The following is a 20507-nucleotide window of genomic DNA, read 5'->3' as shown; positions in this document are numbered from 1 at the left end:
ACGACAAGTTACTATTTTCTGAGCCTTTTACGTTTGGCTCATTTGTCCCTAATTAATTAATAACGTATTAATTAATACTATCTATTGGTTTTGTATATAAAAAAAGGAGCAACTAGCTAATACTCAAGAATTTTTTAGCTTTTTCGAATTTTAGTTCTTTGTTGTGCAATATTATCTGTAAATTATCTTTTACGATAGGTTTTTGGTCGCTCTATAAAAATAGGGTTATTTATAAATAAAGTTTATAAAAAAGACGGTTCTTAGGTTTTAGTATTTTTTAAATTTATTGATTTTCAAATCATCATACAAACTTTACTAAAAATATACATAAATTAACACTAATCGATTGTTTTTCTTCTGTTATTCATGAGATTTTGTTGCTATAGGGAAGTGAATAAATAGTTTTGTTATGGAGGGAATATCATTGTTAATTGAACTTTGTATTTTATTCAAAATATAAAGTCTAGGAGGGATTATGAAAAACATTAAAATAAGCTATTTTTTACTGTCAAGTTTTTTTCTCATTATTGTCGCCTTCATTGTTTCTGTCTTGTTTTCGTTTAATGAAATGAATCTGATTAATAACCAATCTACTGTTATTTCTAATAAGTGGTTACCCTCTGTTAGTTTGGTTGAAAAAATAAACACACAGACAGCAAATTTAAGAAACTATGAGTCGCTTCATATTATTTCGACAAAAGATAGCGAAATGGCGAATGCTTTAAAAGAAATACAAGAAAAAGAAAAAGAAATTGATTCGACAGTTGCATTGTATGAAAGTCTATTAGGTGAAAGGACAGAAGAGGAGTCTAGGTCTCTTTTAACTGTGTTTAAAAAAGATTACAGTGATTATTTGGATATAGAAAAAGAAATTCTTGCGCTATCTACTAAAAATGACAATGATGCTGCAAAGAAATTGTATGTTAATGACTCAAAAAAAGCTTATGATGAGTTTTCTAAATCGTTGGATGACTTAGCCAATTTTGACTCAAAAAAAGCAAGTGAAGCCAGTCAATTTGGCGATGATCTATTTAAAGAGTCCATTTTTGTGCTTAGTATCATATCCTTTATTATTATTGCTTTTACCCTTAGCATCGGTTTGTATATTACCCGCTCTTTGACTCGGCAGATTAACTCAATTCAACAGGCGATGATGTCACTCGCTGGCGGAGATCTGAGTGTTAAATTACCTAATCCAAGTAAGAATGAGTTAGGGATTCTTTCTCGTCACTTTAATACGGCGGTTCAACAGTTTGCTCAAACGGTTAGTCATATACAAAACTCGTCAACTCAGCTTGCAACAACGGCTGAACAATTGTCTCTTGTTACGAATGAGACGAGCAAAGACATTCATTTACAGAACGAGCAGTTGGAGATGGCCGCAACCGCTGTGACTGAAATGACCGTTGCTGTAGAGGATGTAGCAGAAAATGCTATTAATACCTCGAAAGAGTCGGATTTAGCCAGAGAGAGAGCGAATGAGGGCAGTGAACAGGTCAAGTTGTCGAGTGAATCTGTTTCATTATTACTTAAAGAGTTACAAGACACGAGTAATGGTGTTGATAAATTAGTCGGGCAAGTCAAAAATATTACCAGCGTGTTGGATGTTATTCGAGAGATAGCGGAACAAACGAATCTTCTTGCACTTAATGCGGCAATTGAAGCGGCTCGGGCTGGAGAGGCAGGCCGAGGATTTGCTGTTGTGGCAGACGAAGTGAGAGCCCTTGCACATAGAACACAGGAATCGACCAAAGAGATTGAATCTATGATCAGCGCGGTTGAATCGGGCACGAATGATACCGTCGTAGCCATTCAAAGTAGTTATGATCGAGCCAAAGTTACCATGGATGCCGCCGGTCAAACAGGGATTGCCATTCAAAAAATTGTCGATGCTGTTTTGGTTATTAATGAAAAGAATACTTCTATTGCCAGCTCAACAGAACAGCAAGCCAATGTGGCGAGAGAGGTGGATAGAAACTTGACGACGATTCGTGATATTTCCAATGAAACATCATCTCGATCAGTCGAAACCAGCGCTTCTAGCCAAGAGTTAGCAAAATTAGCCGAAGAACTAAATCAATTAACCAGTCAATTTAAAATTTAACGCATTATTGTTACTTAAATGTTTTTATCTACCTTCATCACCCTTTGGGCGATGGAGGTATTTAATATTGGGCTAACTGCATATCAGTCAACCAGTTCGATGTTTAAGCTGTCGAGTAAGCTTAGCGCTTCGAATCGTGAAAATTTAGCGTTATCAATGTTGTTTTCTAATACATTAATTGAGAAGTTGTAGGATTCCGTTAAGTCAGCTTTATAAAGATTCGTTTTCATAAATAAGCTATGGCTGAGATCGCAATGAATTATGGATGAGTAAGCTAAATTGGCATTTCTAAAGTCTACATCGTGTAATTTACAGTCTACTAGGCTCAGGCCATTGAGGGTTAAATCAAAAAAAGAAGAGTCGTTTAGGATACACTGAGAGAATTTAAGGTCAGGGTCAGTTATATAAGGTGGCCAATGGGCTTTTGTCCAATTAACACCCACCAGTTTGCTTTCGATAAACTGGCTTTCAAAAAAACGTGAAAAAGGCACTTCAATCAGACTCAAGTTACAGCGCCTAAAGGTGCAGTTTAAAAATTTACACTTAGCAAATGTAGAGGAGGAAAAGTCGCAATCATTAAACTCACAGTCTTCAAATTCGGACTCTAAAATCGATTCGTCGTTTTGTGTTAGCTTGTTAAAGGCCGTGTAATAATATTGCTGATGGCTAGCGATTGGCTTCATAAAGGGCCTGCTTGGGCTTTATTCAATAAGAGCATTGTTACTCAAAAACGGGACGAAAGAAACTGCGCTCATAATGGATGATGCATTGGGTGTCTTCTGCGAACTGAAAAGCCGCAATGCAGTCCGCATCCTTCAAGGAATCCTGACGATATTGTTCATAGGAAGCAAGGCTTGGAAAAGTAAATAAGGCCAAGGCGACGTTGTTAGCACCTTCTGATGGCAAGAAGTAACCATTATGTGTACCTCCAAATTTATTGACTAAGGGGATCCACATTTGTGCATATTGCTCGAATTCCGCGAGTTTATTTGGATCAATAACATACCGTATATAGCAAGTAATCATATTTGTTTTCCAATGTTTTCACTGTCTAATACAACTGTATTAGGTGATTAGGGCTGAAGGAGTTTTTCTAAATGCCACTCATTAAAGTCTGTTAATGAACGAATTTTTAGATGCGAGTTATCGTACTTTGGATGATCAAAATCCATTTCGGCTGGCACAGCAACGACTTTTAATCCGGCAGCTTTGGCGGCCATAATGCCTGAAGCGGAATCTTCAAAGGCAATGCAGTTAACGGGATCAACATTCAGTTTCTTGATGGTAGATAGGTACACCGCTGGGTGTGGTTTACCTTCAATTTCACGCTCTGATGAAGAGGTCGCATGGAAGTAATCGGCAATGTCTAAGGTATGTAGGACGACTGGAATGAGACGTGCGGGGGCATTGGTTGATAAACCAATTTTGAACCCTTTATCCTGAAAAAAACGTAAGGTCTCCGTTACACCTGCCATTTCTATACCCTGTGTTGAAATACGCTTTTCCACCAGGTCAACCACTTCTTGTTCTACCTGTTGCAGGCTTTTTCCTGTCCAGGGGAAATGTTGATACCAAAATTGCGTCACTTCTTGTGTCGTCATCGAGGCCGTTTGCGCAGAGAGTGATTCATTGACTTTCACTCCAACGGCAGAGAAGACCATTTGTTCAGCCTCTTTCCACATTGGCTCAGAGTCAATAAGAAGACCGTCCATATCGAAGATAACCGCTTGCATTGTAGTGTCTTTTCCTGAGTGATTTACAGAAGAACGTCTTTATTCAGTGCCTTACCCCAAAGCATAATCTCATATTGTCGCAGATCAGAATCATAGTAAGGATCGTTTTTTACTAGTTTTGCTTAGTTTTCTTGAATTGTCTTTAAGTCGGGTCGGTAGAGCCTAGATTGATACGTGACATGAGGAGCAAGTTAATATACTTGCCCGCTTTGAAGGTAGCGAGGCGTTTTGTTCCTTCTGGTTCAAAGCCGACTTTCTTATAGAGTTCAATAGCCCCCGAGTTGTCTTCATGGACGTCTAACTCGATGCGAACAAGATTGAGCCAATGATCCGCTTGAGATAAAGCTTCTTCCATTAAGCGCCGGCCAATACCTTGCCCGTGAGCTTCGGGGTGCACCGCAATGGCAAGGGAGGCTGTGTGTTTTTCCCGTAACTTAGTCGACAAAAAAAGCGTCACATGGCCGAGGAGTTGGTTATCCACTTCAGCAACTAACGTATATTGGTTTGCGCCAGAGAAAAGGGCGTTGATTGTGCCTGTGTCAAGATAAGGTAACTGAGAAGTGTTTTCAGCGACCGATGGACAGCGATAAATGTCAGCCAATGCTCCAAGGTCTGTTGGCTCTAGTCGACGAATAGTAGCAATACCCAATGCCTGTACTCCTGCGTTCATTCCATTTAATGATGTACATTGTAATGCATATATTCTTTAACTTCTCGCTAATATCTTTAACGCAATCCCCGCAGCGGCTGTGCGGTTTTCAACCCCCAGTTTGGGAAAGATTTGCTCAAGGTGCTTGTTGACGGTTCGAGGGCTCATCTCCAATATTTGTGCAATGTCTCGATTGGTTTTGCCATTGGCAAGCCAGTGGAGCACTTCCGATTCGCGTTCGGTTAAGTCTAACTCTTGTTTGAGCAGATGTGGACCGGTTGGACGGCGACCATCTTCCAGTTTGAGAAGGCGCTCTTGACCGCTTTTGGCACTGATTACTCGGACACTCAGTGGGTAATCTAAGCCTGTGAGAGGTAAGTGGCTGTCTTCATTTGGCTGGTGAGCAAGCCATTGGCTGAGCTGTTCAGCAAAGTCGGTTTGTTGCCATTCGTCGTTGGCTCGGGCTTTGGCGAGCAGGGCGTATGTTTGTGGCGTTGCCCATAGGATATGGCCGCTGTCGGAAACCGTCATGAGATGTTGCCCAGTGCTGTCTAGGGCGATCTGTGCACTGTTCGTTAGACGTGCGTTGTTGAGATGTACTTTCATCCGCGCAAGCAGCTCACTGGGTTTTATCGGCTTGGTGAGATAATCCACGCCGCCCACTTCTAGCCCTCGGACGATGTCATCCGTGTCGCTTAAACCCGTCATAAAAATCACTGGAATGCTGGCTAGATTGGCATCAGCTTTGAGGGCTTTGCAGGTTTCGAAACCATCCATATTGGGCATGATGGCGTCGAGTAGGATGATATCGGGTCGAATCCGCTTGGCGATGGTGAGTGCTTGCTTACCTTCTAGTGCAACGAGTACATCCATGTTGGCCGCTTCTAGCGTATCGTTTATTAGGCTTAAAGCGTCGGCAGAATCATCCACGACCAAAACGATATCGTTTTTAGTTGGCGTCATGAGGTTTTATCTCCAAAGTCTGCTCATTGCTTGTTGCTGAGCCGCTATTGTTTGCGTCATCATCCAAATCCTGTTTACCTGAAACCGTCCCTGTGGCATGAGCTTTTAAGTCGTTTACTAGTAGATCAAATTGAAAGGCATTAGAGAAGTTTTCCAAACGCTGAAACATTTCTGCTGGGACGAGTTGACTGTCTTCTATCTGTTTAAGGGTTTGCTTCACGCCCTTTCGATAACCCATTTCGGCAAAGGCAATGAGTTCGCGTATCAAGTCATGATCGGGCAAAGTTGATACAGGTGTGGTGTGTTTTTTAGGTTGCTTTTCAGCTGATTGCTCAATCGTAGAAGGCGATGCATTGCTTTTAAGATCATTGGTTTTAAAAGTACTGGACTTGAGAGGCGCGGTTGTTGCTGTTTGATAGAGCCAGGTTAAATGCAAATGTTGGCCGAGTTTTTCGAGTAACGTGTGGTTGTTAACGGGCTTAACAAGATAATCATCAAAGGCGGCTTTTTCATCCGCTTGACGGTGTTGTTCTTGCGCGTCAGCTGACAGCATGACGATAGGGGTTTTAATACCACGTTGACGCAAGGCTTTGGCAAGCTCTAATCCATTCATGCCTGGCATGGAGACATCGAGTAGAAAGAGATCCGGTGTGATGGACTCCAATTGCGACAAACAATGCTTGGCATCGTGTGCTTCGTAGGCAATAAAATCTAAAGGCACGAGAATATCCGACAGCAAGCCTCGGACGACGGGATCATCGTCCACCACAAAGATTTTCTTTTGAAAGCCTTGGTAGCCAATAATATGTTGTCGCTTCTCACTGTGGGCTTGTTCTTTGTTAATCCACGGCAACATAAGACTGACTTTAAATTGGCTACCAGAACCCACTAGGCTTGTGGCTTGTAGATCGCCTCCCATGATGTCCGTGAGGAGTTTTACGATAGTCAGCCCCAGCCCAGTGCCCGGCAGGTTTGCCGTATCCGCATTACGTACCCGCTCGAAGGGATCAAAAATACGATCAAGCTGGTCGGCTGGAATGCCTGCCCCCGTGTCTTTAATGATAAATTCGGCGACTTGGTTGCGGTATCGAATAGCAAAGTCCACCTGACCTTGCTTGGTGTATTTTACGGCGTTAGACAACAGATTGATCAATATTTGTCTTAGGCGTTTCTCATCCACCATGACAGTGGGGGGAAGGGGATCGCGGATGTCCGTTTGGAACAGAACGCCTTTGCTGGTGGCTTGCATGGAAAACATATTATCCAGTTGATCGATCAGAGCGGGCAAATCCACCACGTTGCGATATAAATCCAATCGACCAGCTTCGATTTTAGAAATATCTAATAACCCTTCGATCAGATCGGCCAGATATTCGCCACTGCGTTGGATGATGCCAAGACCATGTTGGTGCTGAGGCAAGGAGGCGGATTGATCCGAGAGCAGTTGTGCGTAGCCAATAATAGATTGTAACGGTGTGCGGAGTTCGTGGCTGATTCCGGTTAGATAGCGGCTTTTGGCCGCATTAGACCGTTCTGCTAATTCTTTGGCTGATTGCAGCGCTTGGTCGGTGATTTTATGCGCTTCGATTTCTTTGGTGAGTTTTCGGGTTTGTCGGTTGGATTCTTTTTGTGCCACCACGCGGCTTTCATGCGCTAAGAGAAACAACCAAGACAACACGCCAGAGACGATTAGCAACGTAAAGAAAATCATCCACATGGTTTGTTGTAATAACGCGGCCTCAGACAAGGTCTGCGGTGCCATTTGTCGATAAACAAGCGCCATTAAGACGGCATTGAGAATATTGATGACAACCAATAAGGTGACAAATCGGCCAAGTCGGGAATTGATTAAGCGAACGATTTTCTTCGGTAGAAACAGTCGTAAGAAATAAATGCTTTGTTCCGCGATTCGTGCTCTGGGTTTGCAACTGTCTAGGCAACGCACGTCGAGAGAGCAACAAAGGGAGCAAATGGGCTGCATATATGCGGAGCAAAAGCTCATGTCGGCCACTTCAAACGGATTCTCACAAATGCCGCAGGTTAAGGTATGCGCTTTGGTTGTTTCTGGGTTGGCATTTTCTCGATTAGCGTTTTCGAGATTAATCAATGGAACAAGCTCGGGGGATTGCCTTGCAATGTAATATTTTCCCTTGGTAAGCCAAGCAATTAACGGCACAAAGACAAAACAACTGGCGAGACTGACAAATTGGCAAAGGGCTTTGGCCGTGTCACCAAAGACGCCCAAGTAGCTGGCGAAACCAAGAGTGGTCGCGATCAGCATGGAGCCCGTGCCAACCGGATTAATGTCGTATAAGTGAGCGCGTTTGAACTCTACATAGTTGGGGCTTAAGCCGAGTGGTTTATTGATCAGCAGATCCGCTGCAAGGCTACCAATCCAACTAATGGCAGTAATCGCAAAGACCCCCAGCACCGCCGCCAGCGCTTGGTAAATGCCCAGTTCCATCAGCAGTAGGGCAATGGTGACGTTAAATACCAACCAGACAACACGGCCAGGGTGGCTATGGGTCAGCCTTGAAAAGAAGTTTGACCAAGCAATGGAACCCGCGTAAGCGTTCGTGAGGTTTATTTTCATCTGACAAATAAACACCATGACGGCCGCTAGAATCAGAGCAAGGGCGGGAGAGTTGGTTAAAAATTGAAAAATGCGTTGATACATGTGGGTTGGATCGGCTGCCTCGATAAAGGGCACGCCATTGGAAAACGCCAAGTAAGCTAGAAAAGAACCGAGCAGCATTTTTAATCCGCCCATAAATACCCAGCCAGGGCCAGCCATGATCAGCCAAAACCACCAGCGTTTTTTATTAGCTTGGGTCTTTTCTGGCATAAACCGCAGATAGTCCACTTGCTCGCCAATTTGTCCCATCAGCGCGAAGATCACTGAGGCGGCAGCGCCAAATAGCACAATATTAAAATGCCCACTTTCCGGAAGTTCTGGCACTTGGTAGTGAGTCCAGTCCGAAAAACGATCGTATTCATTGGCGATGACGACAAATAACGCAGTGAATTGCAGTATCAGCCATACCCATTGAGTCATTCCTTGAAAGCGACTGATTGCGCGGATACCGTGCGCCACAATGGGGATGACAAACACGGCAGACAGGGCATAGCCGATGAAGATGGGAATACCAAACAGGACTTGTAGCGCCGAGGCGAGAATCGCCGCTTCGATGGCGAAGAAAATAAAGGTAAAGGTGGCGTAGATGAGGGAAGTAACGGTGGAGCCAAGGTAGCCAAAGCCTGCTCCACGGGTTAATAAATCAATGTCTAAGCCATGTTTGGCGGAGTAATAGGCAATCGGAAAGCCCGTAATGAAGAACACCAACAAGACGACAAAAATCGCACTAATGGCATTGGTAAAACCGTAATTGAGAGTAATGGCCGCCGCAATGCCTTCTAAGGCTAAAAACGCCGTCGCACCAAAGGCCGTATTGGCGACGCGCTCAATACTCATGCTGTGGCCTTGCTTGGCGGTGTAACGCAAGGCGTAATCTTCTAATGTTTGGTCGGCAACCCACTTATTGTAATGACGTCTTACTTTGAATATTTTTTGGGAAGCGGGCATGGCGATGTTTCTCGTTGTTCTTATGACCGAGTGCAATAAGGTGAGCGCGCTGCGCAAAAAGTGTGCGCTATTGATGTTCGCGCACCAATTAAAGGCATGAGGTTATAACCCAGCGCCTATACTAAAGGTCTAAGTTGTATCAATACTGGTGCGTGGATATGGGCTATGGACACAACTTATTTAACAAGCAGGCATCGTGCCATTTTTGACGGGTGTTTCGCATAAAAAAGCGCCTCTTAACAAAAAAGGCGCTTTTTAGTGTTCAATACACACTCTAGAACAGAGGTGAAGAGAGGTTAGTCTTGTTTAGGCGTGGCTGGTCTGCGGTTACGACGCGCTGGCGCTAATGGCTTGCTACGCATGCCTTGGCCTGATGTGACGTCAGCTTTTGGTGAGCCATTGCGGTCATTACGGCGCCCGCCATTCTTTCCATTGGCATTGCCTTTTCCACCAGCGTTTGCGGGTTTATTCGCAAAGTTTTGCTTACCACCATTTTGATCGCGAGGCGCTTTTGGTTTTTTCGGTTTGTTAGGTTTGATGGGACGAGTGTCAAGAGTGGTGTCCGGCAACATGTGAGTTGGCATAAAGTCATCCACATAACGACGTTCGATCAATTTTTGTGTTAAGCGCTCGATCGCACGCAGTTGATCCAATTCATCTGCCGCTACAAGGGATATCGCTTGTCCCGTTGCGCCTGCGCGGCCAGTCCGACCGATGCGGTGAACGTAATCTTCTGCAACGTCGGGCAGGTCGAAGTTGATCACGTGGGGCAGTTGTTCAATGTCCAAACCACGAGCGGCAATATCCGTCGCGACTAAGGCGCGAACGCGGCCTTCTTTAAAATCCGACAGGGCCCGGGTGCGAGCGCCTTGGCTTTTGTTGCCATGGATGGCGCTGGCACGAATACCAGCGTCTTCTAGTTGTTTGGTGATTTTATTGGCACCATGCTTGGTACGAGAAAATACCAGCACTTGTTTCCACTGGCCTTCGGCAATCAGTTCTATCAAGAGTTCCGTTTTACGTTTTTTATCAACGGGATGAAGCCACTGCTCAACCGAAACTGCGGCAGCATTGCGAGGTGTTACAGAAATCTCAACGGGGTTATTAACCAGGCCTTTGGCAAGCTGACGAATCTCTGGCGAGAAGGTGGCAGAGAACAATAGGTTTTGGCGTTTCTTCGGCAATACCGCAATAATTTTTTTGATATCGTGAATAAAGCCCATGTCCAACATGCGGTCTGCTTCGTCTAATACCAGTACTTCTAGTTTGTCGAATTTCACGGCATTTTGATTGTACAAATCCATCAATCGGCCCGGTGTGGCGATGAGAATATCCGCTCCACGGCGCAGCGCCATCATTTGCGGATTGATTTTGACACCACCAAATACCACAGTGGAACGAAGAGACAAATGTTTGCCATAATCTTGAACACTGGCAGCAACTTGAGCGGCTAGCTCGCGAGTTGGTGTCAGTACTAAGGCGCGAATCTGGTTGCTGTTCGCGTGTTGACCAAGATTCAAACGCTCTAAAAGTGGCAGGGTAAAGCCTGCGGTTTTCCCTGTACCTGTTTGGGCTGCTGCCATCACATCTTGCCCTTCCAAAATGGCTGGAATGGCTTGAGCTTGAATCGCAGATGGCTTGGTATAGCCCTGGTCTTCAATGGCTTTAAGGATGGGGGCAGAAAGCCCAAGTGTATCGAAACTCATAGATGTACTCATGTTAGATCATAGGCGGGGAGTCGAGCATGACATTCAAGCTCGACAAATTTGAGCGAAGCTTACCCTATATCCGTCTCACATGCTATGAGAGTCCTGTAACAATGCGTTTGCTTGCCATTCTTGGGCGAAAACATCACCTTGATGAAAATCGCAGCAAGTACCGCCTTTATCTTCTTATAAAAGACGTTTCACATCCACAGAGACCGCGAGTTGTTGTGAGCCACCACCTTCGAAGATGACGCCTTGAAGCGGAGTAACGTCTGCATAGTCTCGTCCCCATGCGGTCACGATGTGTTGGTCGTTTGGCATGACATCGTTAGTGGGATCAAATTCAACCCATCCAAGTTCGGGAACGAAGATGGAAAACCACGCATGGGACGCATCGGCCCCCACCAGTTTTTCTTGCCCTGGCGGCGGTAAGGTTTCTAAGTAGCCGCTCATATAGCGTGCTGGTATGCCGACGGAGCGTAGGCAGCCAATGGCTAAGTGGGCGAAATCCTGACAGACACCACTGCGCTGCTTTAATACCTGTTCAAGTGGTGTCGCGACGGTTGTGGTAGAGGAGTCAAACTTAAATTCAGTAAAGATTTTATGAGTGAATTCCAAGGCGGCTTTTATCAATGGTTTATCATCACTAAAAGTGCTTTGCGCATAGGCCTTAAGCTCTTCCGAGCGGCGAATTTGTGAGGAGTCCATTAGGAATTCTTTTGCCATGCGCATTTGAGGGGTCATGGGCATTTTTAAATTCGCCCGCAGCTGACCGCAAGTGGTGGTGTTATTCTGTTGCCATAATGTGAGATCAATTGGAAAGATCTCAAAGTCACTTAATACATCGATAACCAGCTTTTTATGGGCTTCTTGAATTGAGAAGTAAAAGGTCTGGTTACCAAAATAATCCTCACCTTCGTTGCGATACACTGGTGGTGGGTTGATTTGTACTCTTTGGTTTAAGCAACGCTGATTATGAGTGTCCCGAGGCAACAAATGGGCCATGTTATAGCACAAGCTAACGGGCGCGCCATAGGTGTAGGTGGTGATGTGTCTGACTCGATATCTCATAAGCTGGTTTCCCAATTTGCCATGGAAAGAGGTTGCGGTCCTTCGGTATGGTCAAAGTATTTATCGCTGATTAACACGGTAAATTGCTCAAGTTGTTCTAAAAGTTGTGTCATCAGGCTTTCAAGTCCTGTCCGTGTGTTGGTGGTTCTATCCACCGCTGCTATGACTTCCAGGTCTGCTAATTGAATATCGGTTAACGATTTTATGACTAAACGATTTTCCGGACTGAGGCCCGCAGCTGGCACATCGTTACGGGGCAGTTCTTGAATGTATTTGCGTAACTGGTCCACTTGATAAATCAAAGACCTTGGATTGGTGCCATCGATCATCAATAAATCGAGACCATAAGCAACCCGTGAACGATTACGGTAACGCCGGCGGAAAGAGATCAAGGCTTCCACGCTTAACAGCACAGACTCGAGTATTTGCTGCTGTTCCGGCTCAGGTAGCGACTTGGTTAAAGCGGCGCGCAACAAGGTCGCCGTTTGAATTGCTCGTTCCGTACGGCGGCCAATTTCTTGGAAGGTCCAATCCAACCCGCGCAGCATACTCTCATGATTTAACCCAGACAGAGCCAATAAAGAGGTAACCAAACTGTCTAAGGACTCTTCCGGCGCTGAGGGCAAGCCATTAGTATAAGCACGATCTAGCTCATGAATATGATCGCGCAGTTCATTGATGATGATGCGAGTATCCGCTGAGAGCATTTCTTTAACCTGTTCGCCACAATTGAGCATGGCATGCAGGTTCGCTTTAACCGATCCCGGACGTTTATTATCAATAATGATAGAAATTAGCTCTTTATCCGGATTGGTAATCATCTCATCATCGGCTTTGGTAAAGCCTGGCATACACCCTGTCTGTCTGGAAGCCATTTCCAGTAAGAGGCGACGACTCTCGATGGGGAGTGGATCAATGCCATTCATTTGTTTAAAGAGTGTTCTTAACAGGCGCATGCTGATTTCCGCACGTTCTGCGTAGCGTCCCATCCAAAATAAGTTCTCGACCACACGGCTGGGTAAGTTGGTTTGTACGGCTTCATCGTGCAAGATGGCTTGGTCGTTACTGGCGACTTTATTTGATAGGGGTTGCGTTGATAGCACCCAAGTGTCTTTTGATTTGGACTTGGACAAATTAGAGACAATCATGTCGCCGTCACATTGACTGACACGGGACAAGCCTCCGGGCATGACGCTGTAACCGTCTTGATCGGACATGGTAAATCCGCGAAGCATGGTGGGCGCTGCTTGCAATTGACCATTATCAAAAATAGGGGACATGGCACCGGGAATATAGCTTTGTGCTACATATAAGTGAGGGGCCTTTTTGATCTTTTCGATGGTTTCTTGGCATTGTTTCTCGTCCAGAGTATGACCATAGATACTTTTTTTATCTGCCCGTCTGGCGAGCGGTTTGATAATAAGCTGGTTAATATGGTTGGTAATATACTCCAGATCCATGGGATCACCTGCCCACCAAGTCGGGACAGAAGGTAAGGCTAATTGTTGTCCCGTTAAAAATTGACTGATGGCAGGCAAGTATTTTAAGAGAACGGGCGATTCTAATAAGCCACTGCCCAGTGGATTCGCTATGACCACATTGCCTGCCCGAGCGACTTCCAATAAACCGGGTACGCCTAACATGGAATCGGCACGCAGTTCTGCTTGGTCGCAGCGAGCATCTTCAACCCGGCGTAGAATGACATCAACCCGGGCAAGGCCGTTGAGGGATTTCATCCAGACAGCACCATTACGAACGGTTAGGTCACTGCCTTGGACCAAGGGAAACCCCATATAGTTGGCCTGATAGGCTTGTTCAAAATAGCTGCTGCTGTATGCGCCAGGCGTTAACACAACAATGCGCGGGGTATCCGTCCAACCACTGGCGAGCTTCGATAACATGCCCTTGAAGGCATGGAAAAAATTGGAGATCCGTTGCACCTGATTATCGCGAAACAGTATGGGGAAAACACGTGAAATCACCGCCCGATTTTCTAAGGCATAGCCTGCACCGTTAGGGACTTGAGTGCGATCTCCGATAACATGGAAAAGTCCATTTTTATCCCGTACCAAGTCGACAGCATGCAGTAATAGATCGTGTTGACCCGGTGTGGTGATGTTATGACATTGACGAAGAAAATCAGGGTGACCAAAAATAATCTCGGCAGGGATCGTGCCGCTTTTGAGGAGTTCCTGTGGGCCGTAAAGGTCTTTATAAATCAAATCAAACAAGGCAGAGCGTTGTTTAAGCCCTGTTTCTATGACGCTCCAGTCAGCGCTTTTGATGATGTTTGGGATAAGGTCTAGCTCCCACACGCTGGGGGTGAGGGGGTCGCTAGATAAATTATAAGTCGCACCATCTTCGCGAAGTATGCGTTGTACGCGTCGTTCGCTTTCTATGCGTCCTTCAGATCCTAATTTTTCAACGCTAGCAAGTACGTCCTGCCAATGAGGACGTGGTTGACGATCTTCCTTAAAAGCCTCGTCATAGGCATTGGTCGGTTGACCATAGCTGGAAAAAGTGGGCGCCTTAGTGGAGCTTGAAGCATCCACTGTTGGCGCGGTAAGAAGACCAGTTTGAGATTGCATAATACGTTGAGCCTAAGGTAAATAAAATATCAGAGCGTATTATACTGCTTACGCAAGTCTAATGTATGCGGATATTCATTTATTGGCTCTTCCTCTGGTGGTGCCATTGGGCGCGGTTCGTCTCCATTTGGGTAAAAGGAGCGTAATGCACTAAAGGCGGGTGGTGGCGACAAGGTACCTTGAGTAAAGCCATGATCCCAGAAACGGTTGACACGTCGGGCTTCCGCTTCGTTACTGTTGACTGGCAAGGTCTCATAAGTCCGGCCTCCGGGGTGAGAGACATGATAGGTGCAGCCGCCAACGGATAAGCCATTCCATGTGTCGATTAAATCAAAGACTAAGGGAGTATCGACACCTAAGGTGGGGTGTAACGCAGAAGGTGGTGCCCACGCCTTATAACGAACGGCTCCAACAAATTCACCTTTGCGACCTGTGGAGCGGATCGGTACGCGACGGCCGTTACAGCTGAGAACGTAACGACCTTCAGTTAAACCGGAGAGTTTGACTTGCAAACGTTCAACGGAGGAGTCAACGTAACGCGCGGTGCCTGATCCGGTGATTTCTTCTCCAAGAACATGCCAAGGCTCGATGGCCCAGCGCAATTCTATTTCCACATCATCAATGCGTTTTCGTCCATAATGTGGGAAGCGGAACTCTTCAAAAGGCGCTAGCCATTCCAGTTTGAAAGGGAAACCATGATTTTGTAGATCTTCCACGACTTCTTTGACATCTTGCCAAACAAAGTGCGGCAGCATGAATTTATCGTGTAGGCTGGTACCCCAGCGTACTAATGGTTTTTTGTAAGGTTCCTTCCAGAAGCGTGCCACCAAGCAGCGTAACAACAGCATTTGCACTAATGACATGTGTGGATGGGGCGGCATTTCAAAACCACGAAACTCCAGTAAGCCTTGGCGACCACTGGCAGTACCTGCGGCATAAAGTTTGTCGATACAGAATTCAGAACGGTGAGTGTTGCCTGTGATATCTACCAGCAGGTTACGCATTAAGCGGTCCACCAACCAAGGTTCTTCGACAAACCCTTCTGGCATATTCTGGAAAGCTATTTCCATTTCGTACAAGGCTTCGTCACGGCCTTCATCTGGGCGCGGTGCTTGGCTGGTTGGGCCAATGAACATCCCTGAGAAAAGGTAAGACAAGCCAGGATGATGTTGCCAGAAGGTCACTAAACTTTGCAGCAATTCCGGACGGCGTAGTAAGGGACTATCGGCAGGAGTACGACCGCCAAGGGTAACGTGGTTGCCTCCGCCCGTACCCGTGTGCCGACCATCCAGCATGAACTTCTCTGCACCAAGGCGAGAAAGGTAGGCTTGGTGGTAGAGTGTTTCCGTATTGTGAACCAATTCTTGCCAGCTGGCGGCGGGATGAATGTTCACCTCGATGACGCCCGGGTCAGGGGTGATCAAGAATTTTTGCAAGCGTGGATCTTTGGGCGGTTCATACCCTTCAATAACGACAGGTAAGTCCAGTGTTTTGGCAACCGCTTCAATGTGCTCAAGTACCTCGACAAAATGTTCTAGATGGGTCATAGGAGGCATGAATACATGCAAGCGACCATTGCGCGGTTCAAGACACAGTGTGGTACGAATCACATTTTTCAGTGTTTTTTCAACAGTGGACGGTTCTATTGTAGACGCCAGTTGCACTGGCTTTTTAGCAAAATGTTGTTTGGCAACACTGTCTAATACGGGGTTCTCTTTTTTGTTTGCTAGCGGTTGGCGAGGGTCAAATGGGTCTCGTTCTGGAATACGATCTTCTTCTGCCTGAGCTGGTAAGGCATTCAGGGGAAGTCGGTAACCCATTGGGCTATCACCTGGAATGAGGGTGATCACATCGCTACGCATTGGCCAGCGTGAGCTGTTCCAGCGGTTGTTATGGGCATCGAATTCGAGCGGCAGAATATAACCTGTTACGGTGCTTAATCCTCGGCTGAGTAGTTTTGCCAGACGGCGGCGCTCTAGGTCGTCTTTTAAGTCTGCTTTGGTGGGGTCGGCGTCCGCAGGAAGGGATTGCTCCATCCACAAATAGTAGAGTGTGTCCTCATAGGTGCTTTGTAGGTACTGGGTGTCCAACGCGAGCTTATCGCACAGTAACTCGCCAAATGCCTGTGCGTCGGCGATAGTGTGCTTATAATCTTTATCGACTCTGGCAAGGTATTTTGGGTCGCCCCATAGGGGCTCACCATCGGTGCGCCAAAAGCACCCAAGGGCCCACCGTGGCACCTCTTCTCCGGGATACCATTTGCCTTGTCCATAATGGAGTAAGCCATTTGCCCCGAACTCTTGTTTCATTCTGAGTAATAGATCTTTTGCTAACTTAAGCTTTTCTGCGCCCAGCGCTCCCGTGTTCCATTGTTCTGAGTCCATATCATCAATGGAAACGAAGGTTGGCTCGCCGCCCATGGTGAGACGAACGTCGCCATTTTCCAGTTCTTTATCGACCGCATAACCAAGGGCTTTTATGGTCTCCCATTCCCCTTCCGCGTAGGGTTTGGTGACGCGGGGGTCTTCGTGAATACGTGTGACAATATTGCTGTAGCTGAATTCACACTCACATTCATCAATAAACCCAGTGATGGGAGCCGCAGAAGCGGGTTCAGGGGTACAGGCCAAGGGGATATGTCCTTCACCCGCAAATAAGCCTGATGTTGGGTCCAGTCCCACCCAGCCAGCACCGGGTAGATAGACTTCACACCAGGCATGTAAGTCAGTGAAATCCTCTTCAGGGCCGGAGGGGCCGTCAAGTGCTTTGACATCGGCAGTGAGCTGTACCAAGTAGCCAGAAGCGAAGCGAGCAGCAAGTCCAAGGCTGCGCAGGATTTGTACAAGTAACCAAGATGTGTCGCGGCATGAGCCTTTTTTTAAGGTGAGTGTTTCTTCACAGGTCTGTACACCTGGTTCGAGACGAATACCGTAACCTATATCACTGGCTAAGCGGCTGTTTATGGCGACCAAAAAGTCGTTAATCGGGGTGCTTTTTTGGTCTACTGTAGAAAGCCACTTGTCCAATAAAGGACAGGATTCGGTGACTTGCAAATAGGGTTCTAATTCGCGTTTTAGCGATTTTTCATAGGCAAAAGGGTATTCTTCAGCATAGCTTTCCACGAAAAAGTCAAACGGGTTGATGACCGTCATGTCGGCAATCACTTCAACCATAAATTCCAGTTTATTGGTCTTTTCGGGAAAGACGAGCCGAGTTTGAAAGTTACCAAAAGGGTCTTGCTGTATGTTTATAAAATGGGTTTCAGGGAGGACTTTTAACGAATAGTCATGAATTTTTGTACGTGAATGTGCCGCAGGGCGCAAGCGTAATACATGGGGTGACACAGTGATAAATCGGTCAAATTCGTAGGTCGTTTTGTGTTGTATTGCGACTCTAATGGTCATGCAGCGTCTCCTTGCCGAAAATGAAACCAGTTCTCGGTAATCTGGTAGTTTATTTCGATAAGATCTAACTGAAAGTCATTAAGGTAGTCATGAAACTTTTCATCCAAATCTTCTGAGCGTTCTATTGGGTATTCGTAGTCGTAAAGCTTATCTACCCTAGCCGTAATGGGGCCGGAGCGGGGCAGTTTAGAGGCCGCTTCACGAATCTGCTCAAGGCAGTAAGACAGTGTTCGTGGAAAAAACGAGTCACGCAGTAAAAAAGTCACGGCTTTGGCTCCATTGATTGAGGTGCGCACTGTGCGGCGATAATCCAAATACGCACTTTGCGACTTCAGTACTTTAGCCCATACTACTTGGCCTAGTCGCACGCTTTCTTCTGCTTCGGATTGCAGCATTAAAGAGACCGCCGCATCGATAATACGCGTATTCATGTCGGCACGCTCTAAATAACGTCCCATGATGAGAAATTGCCAGCCAGAATCCCGAGTCATCGTACCTGCAAGTAGGCCGATGATTTTTTGGCAGCCTTCAATAACGGTGTTGAGAAAGTCGTGACGGCCAGAACGGTTGATGCCCTGCTTGATATTTTGACGGGCATACAAATCCAGCTCGTTGATCAGTTCCCACATTTCTTCGGGCACCACATCACGGGTGGTGCGAATATTTTCTCGAACCATTTTCAGTGACGAGAGCATGGAGCTTGTGTTGGTGTCGTCGGCCAATAAAAATTTTACGACGTTGCGCTCGTCTTTTACTTTATAGCGTTGTTCGAACTGTTCAGTACCGCTGTTGATTTCGATGAGATTATACCAAGAAATTTTGATGTCTCTTGGTAAGTCATAAAGGAGTTCATCGTATACTCTGACTAGGCGGGCCGTGTTTTCTGCACGTTCTAAGTAACGAGCGGCCCAAAATAAACGTTCTGCGACTCTTGATAACATAATTAGCGCCTCTTTGTTTCGACGATCCAAGTATCTTTACTACCACCACCTTGTGACGAATTGACGACCAAAGAGCCTTTTTTCATGGCGACTCGGGTCAGTCCACCTGTGGTTACATAGCTGTTTTTGCTTTGCAAAACAAAGGGACGTAAATCCAGGTGGCGTGGTTCTAAACTGCCTTTGGATATTAATGTGGGTGAAGTAGACAGTTTCAGTGTTGGTTGAGCAATGTAATTGCGAGGATTGGCCTCTATTAGTTCAGCAAACATGGCTTGATCTTTTTTAGTGGAATGTGGTCCAACCAACATCCCATAGCCGCCAGACTCGTTGGCGGGTTTGACAACCAAACTGTCCAAATTTGCTAACACATAAGCCCGTTGTTCTGGGTCTTCGCACAAAAAAGTCTCAACGTTTTTAAGAATAGGCTCTTCTTTTAGATAGTAGCGGATGATGTCTGGCACATAGGCATAGACGACTTTGTCGTCTGCCACCCCAGCTCCTGGGGCGTTTGCTAAAGCCACATTGCCTTTTCTCCAAGCTCGCATCAAGCCTGGAACCCCTAGTACGGAATCTGGATTGAAGGCTTCGGGGTCTAGGAATAAATCATCAATACGACGGTAAATAACGTCGACTAATGCTGGGCCATTAATGGTTTTCATATAGACACAGTCGTTCTGATGATCGACGTATAAATCGCTACCTTCTACTAATTCTACTCCCATCTGTTGGGCTAAAAAGGCATGCTCGAAATAGGCTGAATTGTAGATGCCTGGTGTCATGACGACGATTTCTGGATCTTCTATGTCTCTAGGCGATAAGGCCGCCAAGGTATCGAACAATTGGGATGTATAAGAATCAATTGGCAGAATGCTGTCGTTTTCAAACAGTTCAGGAAGGACGCGTTTAGTAATAGCGCGGTTTTCGATCATGTAGGAGACGCCAGAAGGGACGCGTAAATTGTCTTCTAGAACGTAGAACTCGCCGTCTTCAGCACGCACTAAATCGGTACCGCAAATATGGGCCCATACTCCATAAGCAGGTGAGACACCAATGCATTCAGGGCGAAAATTTTTGGAGTCTTTGATGATGTGCTCTGGAATGATGCCGTCTTTAATAACATGCTGATCATGGTAAAGGTCATCGATGAACAAGTTAAGCGCTTTGAGTCGTTGCTTTAAGCCGGCTTCTGCAACGCGCCAGTCTTTGGCGGCTATGGTTCGTGGCACGATATCGAAGGGCCAAGCTCGGTCGATGTTGCCTTCTTCGGTGTAAACGGTAAAGCTGATGCCCATTTCTTGTATGGTGGCTTCGGCCATCAGTTTTCTCTTTTCAAGCTCTTCTTCTGATAAACTATCTAGATAGCCCAGCAGTTGCTTGGCGGGGGGTCTGGGCTTGCCTTTACTATCAATTAATTCGTCAAAAAAGCCATTTGACTGATACTGGCTACTCAAATTATCCATCTAAACCTCGTTCTTTCGTTAATCTGGGGAAAAACTGCTTCAAGCAAATATGATCCTATGTACTGTACGTACTAAATTGGTCGTGACCCCCATAAGTGGTTGTTATTGTTATTAGGCAAATAGAGTAGAATTATTGCCCCTATTAGTGACATTAGTCGTTAATCAGTACAAAAGAAATACAGCAAAGATCACGCCATGAACAATGTTATTTAACAATAAATAAGTAATTTATTGTTATTGGTTCACTAATAAGTGACAAAGCGCAACTAATTAACCTGTAAATTGTTTATCATTTTTACGAGCGA

13 protein-coding genes are annotated in these 20507 nt (G+C 45.8%); 1 reads left to right on the top strand and 12 read right to left on the bottom strand.

Features of this window, described 5'->3' with window-relative positions; genetic code table 11:
* Positions 1 to 475: 475 nt before the first annotated feature.
* Positions 476 to 2104 (top strand): methyl-accepting chemotaxis protein, encoded by a 1629-nt coding sequence (locus AC0VYG_RS18955; RefSeq protein ID WP_475429462.1) that lies wholly within the window; start codon positions 476 to 478, stop codon positions 2102 to 2104.
* Between the two features lie 83 nt (positions 2105 to 2187).
* On the opposite strand, the gene AC0VYG_RS18950 is transcribed toward AC0VYG_RS18955, so the two are convergent.
* The 12 genes from AC0VYG_RS18950 to AC0VYG_RS18895 form a co-directional block, all read right to left on the bottom strand.
* Positions 2188 to 2787: a pentapeptide repeat-containing protein gene (locus tag AC0VYG_RS18950; RefSeq protein ID WP_475429461.1), complete on the bottom strand. Its 600-nt coding sequence runs from the start codon at positions 2785 to 2787 to the stop codon at positions 2188 to 2190.
* 37 nt (positions 2788 to 2824) lie between these two features.
* Complete coding sequence (locus AC0VYG_RS18945; protein ID WP_475429460.1) at positions 2825 to 3130, bottom strand: NIPSNAP family protein; 306 nt, start codon at positions 3128 to 3130, stop codon at positions 2825 to 2827.
* Between the two features lie 47 nt (positions 3131 to 3177).
* Positions 3178 to 3837 carry a hexitol phosphatase HxpB gene (gene hxpB, locus AC0VYG_RS18940; RefSeq protein ID WP_475429459.1) on the bottom strand — a complete coding sequence of 220 codons (660 nt, stop codon included), beginning with the start codon at positions 3835 to 3837 and terminating at the stop codon, positions 3178 to 3180.
* Between the two features lie 142 nt (positions 3838 to 3979).
* Positions 3980 to 4486 (bottom strand): N-acetyltransferase family protein, encoded by a 507-nt coding sequence (locus tag AC0VYG_RS18935; RefSeq protein ID WP_475429458.1) that lies wholly within the window; start codon positions 4484 to 4486, stop codon positions 3980 to 3982.
* A 57-nt stretch (positions 4487 to 4543) separates the two neighbouring features.
* Entirely contained in the window at positions 4544 to 5449 is a 906-nt protein-coding gene (locus tag AC0VYG_RS18930; RefSeq protein ID WP_475429457.1) for a response regulator, read from the bottom strand.
* Entirely contained in the window at positions 5436 to 9032 is a 3597-nt protein-coding gene (locus AC0VYG_RS18925) for a hybrid sensor histidine kinase/response regulator (protein WP_475429456.1), read from the bottom strand. Before AC0VYG_RS18925 ends, AC0VYG_RS18930 begins: the two co-directional genes overlap by 14 nt.
* 296 nt (positions 9033 to 9328) lie before the next feature.
* Complete coding sequence (locus tag AC0VYG_RS18920; protein ID WP_475429455.1) at positions 9329 to 10738, bottom strand: DEAD/DEAH box helicase; 1410 nt, start codon at positions 10736 to 10738, stop codon at positions 9329 to 9331.
* A 186-nt stretch (positions 10739 to 10924) separates the two neighbouring features.
* Positions 10925 to 11809 (bottom strand): transglutaminase family protein, encoded by an 885-nt coding sequence (locus AC0VYG_RS18915; RefSeq protein WP_475429454.1) that lies wholly within the window; start codon positions 11807 to 11809, stop codon positions 10925 to 10927.
* Positions 11806 to 14397 carry a circularly permuted type 2 ATP-grasp protein gene (locus AC0VYG_RS18910; protein ID WP_475429453.1) on the bottom strand — a complete coding sequence of 864 codons (2592 nt, stop codon included), beginning with the start codon at positions 14395 to 14397 and terminating at the stop codon, positions 11806 to 11808. Before AC0VYG_RS18910 ends, AC0VYG_RS18915 begins: the two co-directional genes overlap by 4 nt.
* Before the next feature lie 29 nt (positions 14398 to 14426).
* On the bottom strand, positions 14427 to 17801 hold the full coding sequence (locus AC0VYG_RS18905) for a transglutaminase family protein (protein ID WP_475429452.1): 3375 nt from the start codon (positions 17799 to 17801) through the stop codon (positions 14427 to 14429).
* Complete coding sequence (locus AC0VYG_RS18900; protein ID WP_475429451.1) at positions 17798 to 18742, bottom strand: alpha-E domain-containing protein; 945 nt, start codon at positions 18740 to 18742, stop codon at positions 17798 to 17800. Before AC0VYG_RS18900 ends, AC0VYG_RS18905 begins: the two co-directional genes overlap by 4 nt.
* A 2-nt stretch (positions 18743 to 18744) precedes the next feature.
* A complete protein-coding gene (locus AC0VYG_RS18895) occupies positions 18745 to 20202 on the bottom strand; it encodes a circularly permuted type 2 ATP-grasp protein (RefSeq protein WP_475429450.1) in 1458 nt (485 codons plus the stop codon).
* Between the last annotated feature and the right edge of the window lie 305 nt (positions 20203 to 20507).

The sequence above is a fragment of the Marinomonas sp. 63XJN7_7_ISO-PGPR-S23-202 genome (assembly GCF_056173505.1).
Note: the sequence above shows the minus strand (reverse complement) of the source record. Positions and strands in the feature narration are given on the sequence as shown.